Source organism: Planctomycetia bacterium (assembly GCA_034440135.1).
GTDB lineage: Bacteria > Planctomycetota > Planctomycetia > Pirellulales > JALHLM01 > JALHLM01.
This window is the reverse complement of record JAWXBP010000230.1, coordinates 1-10,605: the sequence shown is the minus strand read 5'-3', so window position 1 is coordinate 10,605 and position 10,605 is coordinate 1. Positions and strand designations below refer to the sequence as shown.

Annotated in this window: 4 protein-coding genes; all 4 read left to right on the top strand. The window is 57.9% G+C overall.

The features are described from left to right. The first annotated feature begins 1,117 nt into the window (after window positions 1-1,117). The 4 genes from SGJ19_13525 (at window position 1,118) to SGJ19_13510 (ending at window position 9,574) form a co-directional block, all read left to right on the top strand. The gene (locus tag SGJ19_13525) at window positions 1,118-1,933 is read left to right on the top strand and encodes a hypothetical protein (protein MDZ4781269.1); all 816 of its coding nucleotides are present in this window, start codon (window positions 1,118-1,120) and stop codon (window positions 1,931-1,933) included. A 243-nt stretch (window positions 1,934-2,176) separates the two neighbouring features. Then, window positions 2,177-6,505 carry an FG-GAP-like repeat-containing protein gene (locus SGJ19_13520; protein MDZ4781268.1) on the top strand — a complete coding sequence of 1,443 codons (4,329 nt, stop codon included), beginning with the start codon at window positions 2,177-2,179 and terminating at the stop codon, window positions 6,503-6,505. Window positions 6,506-6,794: 289 nt separating this feature from the next. Further along, window positions 6,795-7,313, top strand: a complete 519-nt coding sequence (locus tag SGJ19_13515; protein MDZ4781267.1) for a heavy metal-responsive transcriptional regulator — start codon at window positions 6,795-6,797, stop codon at window positions 7,311-7,313. Continuing rightward, the gene (locus SGJ19_13510; protein ID MDZ4781266.1) at window positions 7,241-9,574 is read left to right on the top strand and encodes a heavy metal translocating P-type ATPase; all 2,334 of its coding nucleotides are present in this window, start codon (window positions 7,241-7,243) and stop codon (window positions 9,572-9,574) included. Before SGJ19_13515 ends, SGJ19_13510 begins: the two co-directional genes overlap by 73 nt. Window positions 9,575-10,605 lie beyond the last annotated feature (1,031 nt).

The window sequence follows — 10,605 nt, the reverse complement described above, 5'->3', positions numbered from 1 at the left end:
TCTAGAATCGCAATAAGCTGCCTGATCTCCCCGTATTGATCGGTGGGACGGGTAGACGAGAGTGGCACCTCGCCTTTAGGCGCAATTAAATTGGCCAATATCGGGCTGCGTAAATGCGAATCGACCATCCACTGTTTATACTCCAGCGCTCGCGACTGCGCAAATTGGCTCGCTGATCCGTACTCAGTGCGAACTTGCGGCATCGGAACAGGCGTTCTCGCAAATATAGCTCGACCTACAGAAACGGCTGGCGCTCATCTATGAGCGCTACGCAAACGCCCGCTATCGCCTGGATTGAAATTGTTCAAACAGCCTGCCGCGCTCCATTGAGCCGCGCGACTGGACTCGCAAGTGATATACGGCCGCAGAGAATTACTTTGTCAGCTTGTTGACCGCACAACGCACTTTCTCCCAGGCGAAGCTCCGCTATCTGGCGACACTTCGCGAACTACGCATTGCCGACGTTCGGACTGACGGTTTCCTGCTGTCTGGCAGTCCCCAATAGCCATGACGGCTGATGCTAACCAGAGCAAGTGTGTAGCTATTGCATTCCATTCCGGCAAAGTTCGGACATGTTGTTTTGTAAGAACTTCGTCGGCGAGAATTCTCACGAATCGACATCCTCAGGGAGTTTTCGAATGTGTCGAACAACTCGATGGCTGTTGGGATTTGCGATGCTCCCGGGAATGACGTCGTGCGGCCGGACCGACGTGGCTCCCAAATCGCTGCCCGCCACAGCCGGCGATCCGGACATTCGCAGTCGGCAACAACCCCTCACGTCGGATAACGATTCGTCGCTCGCTCTCTTTGAGAAATGCATTCTGCCGATCTTTCAGTCAGCCAGGCCATCCAGTTGCTCAGAGTGCCATTTGAGCGGCGTTGATCTGAAAAACTATATTCGACCATCTCAACAGGAAACCTTCGTGTCGCTGGTTGAGGCCGGGATGATCGACGTTAAGCGGCCGGATGAGTCGAAGATTCTGAATTTTATTGATCGCCAACCTGAGAAGTCTGCCCTGGCAACCGACAAAATGCGGACGGAGGAATACGAGGCTTTTAGCACCTGGATTCATGCCGCGGTCGAGGTCCGCGATTGTTGGCTGCTAAGGATGAAGCGGTGCCAATCGGTCCCGAAAACCCTGATGATGTCATTCGTCACGCGCGACGAGATCGTGTGCTGGCCTCGTTCATCGACAATATCTGGACTGAAAGCAGACGGTGCGCCGCTTGCCATTCGCCCGATCGTAATCAGGAGCAAGTCAAGGAACACGGAGAGCAGGTATCGTGGATTCAGTTAGATGATCCCCAAGCGACGTTGGAATACATGGTCGCGAACGACCTGATTGATCCCGAAGCGCCGGAAGCGAGCTTGCTGCTGTTAAAGCCGACCATGCAGGTTAAACACGGTGGTGGTCAGAAGATGGTCGTCGGCGATCGGACGTACAAACAGTTTCGCCACTTCATCGACGATTACGCCGCGATCGTGCAAGCCAAGTACACAAGCAGCGAGCAGTTGCCTGAGCAAAGCGAGGAAGTTTCGGTAGTCATGGACATTTGGTTCAAGATCGAAGGCGTGCCAGCCGAGGTCGACCAGATGCTGTTGCAGGTCGACATCCACCGCTGGACCGAGTCAGGCTGGTCCGAACACCGCGTGGCGACTTCGGATCGCCCCGTCTTCGGAAAGGAAAACCTCTGGCAGCACTCGCTCAGCTTGACGGCTCGACGCGGGACAAAGTGGGCCGATGAGATTCGTTCGGGACAGCTCTCGCCCGGGCGGTATCTTGCGAAGATCTACATCGATCAAGGTGGCAAGCTACAAAGGGACTTCACCATCGAGCTTGGCGAGGAGGAGTTTGTCGGCCAAGTCGAAATCGAGAGCGCCTGGCCTGCCGGGTACGGGCAGATGACCGCGGTGCAATTTCCCGTCGAGTAGTCACTCAGTTCAGATTCGTAGGTTGCTGTAATAGGGCGTCGCCCACGATCGTCGGGGCCACCCTTATCGCCGACGTGTATTGATCCTCGCGGGGCTTTTTGAATTTCACCTCTCGCACAAAAACTCAGCACTTTTCCACAAAAATGCCTTAAAATGGCGGTTCCTCGATATACCATTGCTTCGGCCACTGCCCACCGCTCTGACTAAACCGTCGGAGTGAACACCGAACCGCCAGCACACACCATGCGACAAGCATCGATTCGACTTCGAAGTACACACCGACGAAGATTTGAACTATTGGAGCAGCGTGCATTACTCAGCGTTTCTGCTGTCCAAAATGGCCAATGGAGTGAACCTGCGACGTGGGGCGGAAGTGTTCCGTCCGGCTCCGACTCGGTGCTGATCGCGGGATTCACAGTTGTTTATGACTTGCCCGCCAATGGCGACTCGGAGGCGGAGGCGAAAGACCTGCTAATTCGGGACGGCGGCGAGCTTTATTTCTCCCGTCAGTCGGCTACACGCCTCGATTTCGACGGAAGTCTAACGGTGCGCGCGGGCGGCATCCTGAACGCGGGCACTTCGGCCGACCCGATTCCTGCCAACGTCTCGGCCTACATCGGCTTCAATGTCGCGAACGATCGGCTGTTCTCGTCCAACGACCCAAACGATTCGGCCTTTCAACCGGGGCCGGACCCCAGCATTCCTGACTATCACCCAGAGGACACCGGCCTCTGGGTAATCGAAGCGGGAAGCATCGCTACGTTCCGCGGCGCGCCCAAGCTCTCTTGGACGAAGTTGGCAGACGATGCAGTTGCCGGTTCAACCCAAGTGGTCGTGTCGGACGCAGCACAGGGTTGGCGCGCCGGAGATCGAGTTGTGATTACGCCCGCATCACCTGGGGCCGACGAGGTCGAGGTGCGAACGATTGTCTCAGTCAGTGGCAATCAGGTTCGATTTGATGAAGCCCTGGCGTATGCTCATGAGGGGAGCCTCTACGCGTACGACACCATCGCAAACACGACTCGCGAGATCGTGAATGAATCGGAACTCTTCGGCACGGAAATCTTGATTCCGCTGCAAGCCGAGGTAGGTTTGCTCACCCACAATGTCACGCTGGCCTCCAATCTCGTCACGGAAGGAGATCCGAACCATCGCGCTCATACGGCCTATCTTGCTGGCGCTTCCGGTTCGATTGCTTTCACCGAGTTCCGCGATCTCGGCCCACGCGCCAAGCTTGGCCGCTACCCGCTGCACTTCCACGAAGTCGGGCCCCTTGATGGCGGCAGCGGCTTCGAGATCGCAAGCGCGTCAATCTGGAATTCCACCTCTGACCCTGGCAACAAGTTTCTTTCGATTCACGGCACGGACGGCGTCGTCGTGCGCGACACCGTGGGATTCAACGCCCAGGGCGCTGGATTCTATCTGGAAAGCGCGAACGAACGCGGCAATCGACTGGAACACAATCTTGGCGTACTGGTCTACGGCCCCGAAGAACTGCCGGGACAACCAGGACCCATCTTTGAGTATCCCACCACCGCCGCCGCCGTGTATTGGGTTCGCGAAGGCAACGAGTTTGTGGACAACGTGGCCGCCGCGGGCGCGGCGGGCGCCGCCGGCTATTGGATGTCGCCAAATCGGCTCGACACATCGTCCTACCCGACCGTGTTCTTAGCAAACGAGGCTCACAGCAACGACACAGGACTCTATTACTCCGGCGGGGCCGACTTGACTCTGGAAACGTCGACCGCGCTTCTGTGGCGCAACAAAGTCGGCCTGCAAGCCACCACGTTGCCAGTGAATGCCACGACGGAGAGTTCGGTGTTCCTTGGTAATTCGATCGACCACACCACTCCGTTTCCCGGCGAAAACAGTGGAAATGTTTTTGTTGCCGATCCTCAGTCCCAACCATGGCAAGGATTCGTCGACAAGTACCTGGAGCTTGGGACGAATCTCTACACGTTCGGACCGCAGGGCGTTGGCAACCCTAATTACTATGACGGCGATTTCGGCGACTTTGACGGCGACGGTCTGATGGACCGCGCTTTGGTTGCTCGCTATGGGCTGCTCTGGAATACGGGCCAGGGCTTCATGAATCCGGTGGCCGGGCGCGAAGGCGTCGGGCAAAGCCCGCGACAGAACCTCACCGGCTTCATCTACCGCGAGGGACCGGACAACTCGATTGGCGGATTGGGCGATGATGGGATCAACTTCGCCGACGTGGACAACGATGGCGATTTGGACGTGATCTCGGGCGGCAACGGCGAGACATTCGCCATTCAAGAAAACCTCCGTGGCCGATTTCGCTTCAAATCGCTGGACCTGAGCCATGGCCAGTTCGTCAGCGCGTGGCAGATCGTCAATACCGACCTGGAACGCGATGGGGACGTCGACCTTGTCGTTAGCTCCGGTTTTCCCTACGACTTCAACTTGCTGGTCAACGATGGCCAAGGCACCTTCACCGAACAGTCGGCGTCACGCGGCCTGAATCTGGCTGCCGATCCGCCGCATGGAACTGTCTCTGGCGACGTGGACCGCGATGGGGACTACGACCTGCTGATGATCAAAGGGGACCAGCGATTCAGCCCAGAGTTGGGGATCACGATTGCCAAGAACAATGGCAATGGCGTCTTCAATCAGAGCTTCGCTCCATTCGCTCGGTCATTTCCCGTGTTGCCCGATATCCGCGTGCAGGGCGATTCAAATCAATCCATGAGCCTTGGCGACATCGACGATGACGGCGACCTGGACCTTATCATTGCGTTGGGACGATTCTTTACCGACCACAATCTCCTCAACGAAACAATCGGTAGCCATCCGGTCGTTTCACACGCGATCTTCGTTAACGACGGACAGGGCAATTTCGCCGAAGAAAGTGCGGCGCGGTGGGACATCGGAAGCTACATCGGCGAAATCTTGCGGGGTGACAATGGCGAATTGGTCGATGTCGATTACGACGGCGACCTGGACTTCATCGCTCTGCGGCGGGATACCGGCACAGATATCAAGCAATTGCAGTTCTACCTGAACGATGGGTCCGGTCACTTTGCCTATTCCCCCAACCGGACGGTCGTGATTGCGGCGAACGGGAACGATTTTGGCAATGACGTGGACGTCACCGACTTGGACGGCGACGGCGCGTATGACATTTGGCTCGGCATGGCCGGCGACCGGGTCCATCCGCTCATCAACACGTTTGAAAATCCCAGCGGTCAACCGGCCGACATGCCGCGGAACTTGCAGGTCATCGCCGCGGACGAAGTAGGCGTCACGCTCTCGTGGCAGGCTCCGGAATTCGCCGCCACGGCCCGCTATTACAAGGTCTACCGCTCCACGTCCCCGAGTCTCGCTCGGACCGAACGCGAACTCGTCAAGGTCGTAGGAGAGTCGCACCAGGACGAAGGATTTTCAGCGCCCATCGACCGCTGGACGACAACTGAGGAGTTGGGTGACCCTGAGGTCAGCCTCAACGGCGGCAGAAATGAGGTGCGCTTCACTGACCGCTCCGCGAAACCGGGGATTACCTATTACTACAGCGTCGTCCACGTCGGGACCGAAAACACGCCAAGTCAACCAACGCCCGAAGCTTCGGCGTCGATGCCTGTGTTGGCCGGTGTCGACACCACGGTACCGTCCCTGATTATCCTCAAGCCGACGCCTGACGAGTGGTCGCAATATCCAGAGATCGTCTTGCAGTACGCCGATGGCGGCAGTGGAATCGACCTGTCGAGTTTGCGAGTGTCGTTCAACCGATCATTCGGCGGCCTTCCCGCCGGCACAGATCTGAGCGATTCGTTCGTTTACAAAGACGACAAGTTGTTCCTGGCGCCGTTTGAGGGAGATCGCGCGTTGCCACAGGGGGCGGTGACGCTCTCGGCAAGCATCGCTGACAGCGCTGGAAACGTGGTCGCGATGCAGCGAACATTTAATGTCCGTGTGACAGCGGATCAACGCCCCTCAGCGGTGATTGCGACGTCTCCGGCAGGAGATCGAGCGACGTTTGCTTTTTCCGGCGCGCTCAGCAGGGACGGCGAAGGAGCCGTGATGCGCTATGAATGGTATTTTCCAGATGGGACGACCGCGATTGGCAAAGACGTGACGTGGCGTGCGCCGGGCGCAGGCGATTTCCAGGTGGAACTCTATGTGTGGGATGATCGAGGAGGTGTCGACGAAGCAGAAGTCCAGGTCAGCGTGGCAGCCTCCAGGCCTGGCGACACGGATGACGACGATGATGTGGATCTCGCAGACCTGAACGCCGTCCGCAATAACTTCGGCGAGACGGGACCTGGCGTCATCGGTGACACATTTCCATTCGACGGCGTTGTTGACCTCCAAGATCTGAACGCCGTGCGGAATTACTTCGGCGAAGCGGCTGCCGGAACGGCCGAGTTTTTGGCGTTTACGAGCGGACTGCGCTCGGCAAACTATCATGCGCACCGTCTTCAGCCGTCGCAGTTTTTAGACAGCCGAGCGGTCGACCATGCCCTGGAGGCCGCAATCTGGTTGCGCTGGCGAGACGCGGCAGCAGCGATGTCTCCGCCACAATTCAAAACGAAATTCTTCCGACCGCAATAAACTCCATCGACAGAGCACCCGCAGAAGTAGTGAGGGAACCCCTTGCGGAAGTGAAGGCGAGTCCTCCATCTATCGCTGCTTCTCATCAAGGGCCGTATGCCTTGCCTGCTACGGCGCGGTGGATGACACTTCTTGCCAACCATATGCACAAGCTCCCTGATTGCGCGGTTGGGCGGGTACGGGTGATGCGAAAGCGCGCGTCTTCCCTGCCGAATGCGGTATCGAAGCGGTAATCGGCCTTGACTCCGTAGTAAGGTACGGGGTGTAGAATAGCTGTGGAGGGTTTGAGATGCAGACATTAACGATTGGCCAAATTGCTCGCGAGACCGGTCTTGGCGTCGAGACCGTCCGATTCTACGAGCGCGAAGGGCTACTAGAAAAACCAGCGAGAAGTCCTTCCGGCTACCGACAATACCAGCCGGAAGCGATCGCACGCTTGCGATTCATCAAGCAAGCGCAGCGGCTGGGATTCGCCTTGCGGGAAGTCAAGGAACTGTTGGAACTCAAGCTCGATCCCCTGTCCACTCGCAGTCAGGTGAAAGACCGCGCCACTGCGAAAATCGCTGACATTGATCATCGGATCGATGAACTCAGACGCATGAAACAGGCACTCGTGCCGCTCGTCCAAGCGTGCGACGGCAAAGGGAAGCTGCAGGGCTGCCCGATTCTGAATGCCATCGAGAATAGCCAGAAAAGACAAGAAACTCCCGCAACAACCGGGAATGGAGAGCACAGATGTCACACGACCATCACGCGACAGGGCACGGCGGCGAGAACGCGACGGTCAAGGATCCGATCTGCGGAATGACCGTCGATCCGAGCCACGCGGCCGGCTCGCATACATTTCGCGGCACGACCTACTACTTCTGCAGCACACACTGCCTGAAGAAATTCCAGGCCGCGCCAGAACGATTTGTCCAGCAAACGAAGCAGCCAATGCCGGCGTCGGAAACGCCGCCTGCGACCGGCAAATATACGTGTCCCATGCACCCGGAGGTCATTCAAGACGGTCCTGGAACTTGCCCGAAGTGCGGCATGGCGCTGGAGCCGATGCAGCCTTCGGCCGAAGTCGGGCCGGATCCTGAGTTGCTTGCCATGCAGCGCCGATTCTGGATTGGGACGGTCTTAACCGTGCCGATTTTCCTCATCGCCATGGCGGGTCTAATCCCGACGCCAGCGTTGATGAAAGCCCTGCATGCGAACATGACAGCGCTCAATTGGGTACAACTGATCCTGGCGACCCCGGTAGTGTTGTGGTGCGGCTGGCCATTCTTTCAACGCGCATGGTCATCGGTCGTGCATCGCAGCCCGAATATGTTCACGCTGATCGCACTCGGCGTCGGTGCCGCGTATCTCTACAGCCTGGCGGCCACGATCGCGCCCAATCTTTTTCCCGAGGGTTTTCGCTCGGCCTCCGGCGCGGTCGAACCGTATTTCGATAGCGCGGCTGTGATTGTCGTATTGGTACTACTTGGACAAGTGCTTGAACTGCGTGCGCGCTCACAAACCGGCGCTGCGATCCGTGCACTCCTCGGCCTGGCTCCTAAGACCGCACGCGTGGTGCGCGAAAATGGACAAGAGGAAGATGTCCCGAGGGAGCACGTACACGTCGGAGATCGATTGCGGATTCGTCCGGGTGAGAAAGTGCCAGTCGATGGCTTCGTGCTTGAGGGACAAAGCGCATTTGATGAGTCAATGATCACCGGCGAACCGATCCCGGTGGAAAAAACGTCCGGAAACAAGGTAGTCGCCGGAACTGTAAACGGCACCGGAAGCCTGTTAATGCAGGCCGAGCGAGTGGGAGGAGACACGCTATTGTCGCAGATTGTCCGAATGGTCGGCGAAGCCCAGCGGAGCCGTGCGCCAATCGAAAAGCTCGTCAACAAAGTCTCACTTTTCTTTGTTCCAACGGTGATGGGAGTCGCCATCTTGGCCTTTGCGGGCTGGGCCATTTGGGGCTCGGAACCGCGACTTGCCCACGCTCTCGTGAACGCTGTAGCGGTCCTCATTATTGCGTGCCCCTGCGCGTTGGGACTCGCCACGCCAATGGCAATCATGGTCGGAACGGGTCGTGGAGCGACCGCGGGAGTCCTGTTTCGGGACGCTGAGGCTCTTGAAACACTGCGCAATGCTGAGACGTTGGTAGTAGACAAGACCGGGACCCTTACTGAAGGGAAACCAAAGCTCGTCACCGTTGAAACCTCCGCCGGCTACGACGAATCATTCGTTCTAGGCGTCGCCGCGGGTCTTGAAAAAGCCAGCGAGCACCCACTGGCAGCAGCGATTGTCCAAGGCGCAGAACAGCGCCGCGTAGTGCCGACTTCAGTCAGCAATTTCCAGTCAGTGACTGGAAAAGGAGTGCGCGGAAACGCTGGCTCGCAGCAGGTAGCCATCGGAAACCCGGCCATGATGTCGACAGAGGGCATCGATATTAGCTCGGCGGAGAGTCGCCTTCAGCAATTGCGGTCAGAAGGGCAAACTGTGATGATCGTCGCCATTGACGGCAAGGTTGCAGGATTGATTGGTGTCGCTGACACCATCAAGGACACGTCCGCCGAAGCGATCCAACTACTGCATGCCGAGGGATTGCGCGTGGTCATGCTCACCGGCGACAGCCGCACGACTGCCGAGGCCGTCGCGCGCACGCTCGGCATTGATGAAGTGATCGCCGAGGTCTTGCCGGAACAAAAAAGCGACGTCGTATCCCGCCTCCAGAAGGAAGGCCATCGAGTGGCCATGGCCGGCGACGGCATCAACGATGCACCCGCGTTGGCTAAAGCTGACGTGGGGATTGCCATGGGGACCGGCACAGATGTGGCAATGGAAAGTGCGGCGGTCACGTTGGTCAAAGGAGACCTCCGCGCCATTGTCCGTGCTCGGCGGCTCAGTCAGGCGACTTCGTCCACCATCCGTCAGAACCTAGTATTGGCCTTCGCGTATAACGCGCTCAGTGTGCCTGCGGCGGCACTCGGGCTTGTTTCTCCCATGTGGGCGAGTGCCGCGATGGCCCTTAGCTCAGTGAGCGTCATCCTCAATTCACTCCGCCTGCGCAGCACCAGGTTGTATTGAATTACCTCATGCGGCCTGCCCTAGTATTTGTGTCCGGTTGCAGGCTACGCTCCGCGGCGCAACACGTGCGTACAGCTCGGAATCGTCCAGTGCGCAACGGGGACCACCATCATAAGATGATCGTTGTCGACCCTACCTGACAGTTATGCCCTCATCTTAGCCGTCGATAAACTTCTGCGCGCAACCATGCGCAAAATACGTGGGTGTTAGGAAGTAACTGGATCCGGGTTTGCTCCGCGAAACGCCTTGCAAATCGAGTTTCTCAGTCTAACGGCACTCCATTTGCATACGAATCAGAGTGGAGTCTTCCAAGCGGCCAGCTGCCGTGGGCGGGAGATGTAAGCGGACTCGCGAATTGCTTCCAACGCGGAAACAGCCGAGTCCAGGCATTTACAGGAGACCTGATATGCTCAAGACGTTGTATGTTGTGATGGCATTGTCATCGTTGACGCTGCTCAGCACACCACAAAATGCCGAGGCGGGCCGTCGCGGTCGCGGTTGCGGCTGCTGCCAACAGAGCACATATTCCGCACCTCACTACCAAGATGGCGCGCAGGCGCCTCAATACGATGACGATCTGCCCGCCGCGCCTACACCGGACGCGTCCACGATGAATCCATCACAGCGTCGTTACTCGTATGAACCGCAAGTCGACCAAAACACACGGCGATACTCGTACGAATCTTTGGGCCGTTCATCGTCTCCGCGGACTTCAAGGCCGAACTCGCAATATCGGCTGCCCAAGAGCGACCCGCGCTTCTACAATTTTTAGCGCGTTTCCGAGTCGCGACGTATCGTTTTGCCCTGGTCCGAACTAGAGGCCAGGGTTTTTCACACCTTCTGCTGACGCTTGCCGACGGCAGATCCCCATTTACTATCTCTAACTGCTGGTTATCTGCTTGTCTTTAACGGGTGATGCCCTATGCTTGACTACCAGCGAAGACTCCGTCACGGAAGAGAGCGGGGAATTCTCTGCAATGCATGCGGATGACTTGATGAAGGACAGCTCGGCCTGCCGGGTGGTCCGTTGG

Excerpts from the sequence above, each read along its gene's own strand:
- SGJ19_13520 (MDZ4781268.1), top strand. The coding sequence starts at position 2,177 with ATGCGACAAGCATCGATTCGACTTCGAAGTACACACCGACGAAGATTT.
- SGJ19_13515 (MDZ4781267.1), top strand. The coding sequence starts at position 6,795 with ATGCAGACATTAACGATTGGCCAAATTGCTCGCGAGACCGGTCTTGGC.
- SGJ19_13510 (MDZ4781266.1), top strand. The coding sequence starts at position 7,241 with ATGTCACACGACCATCACGCGACAGGGCACGGCGGCGAGAACGCGACG.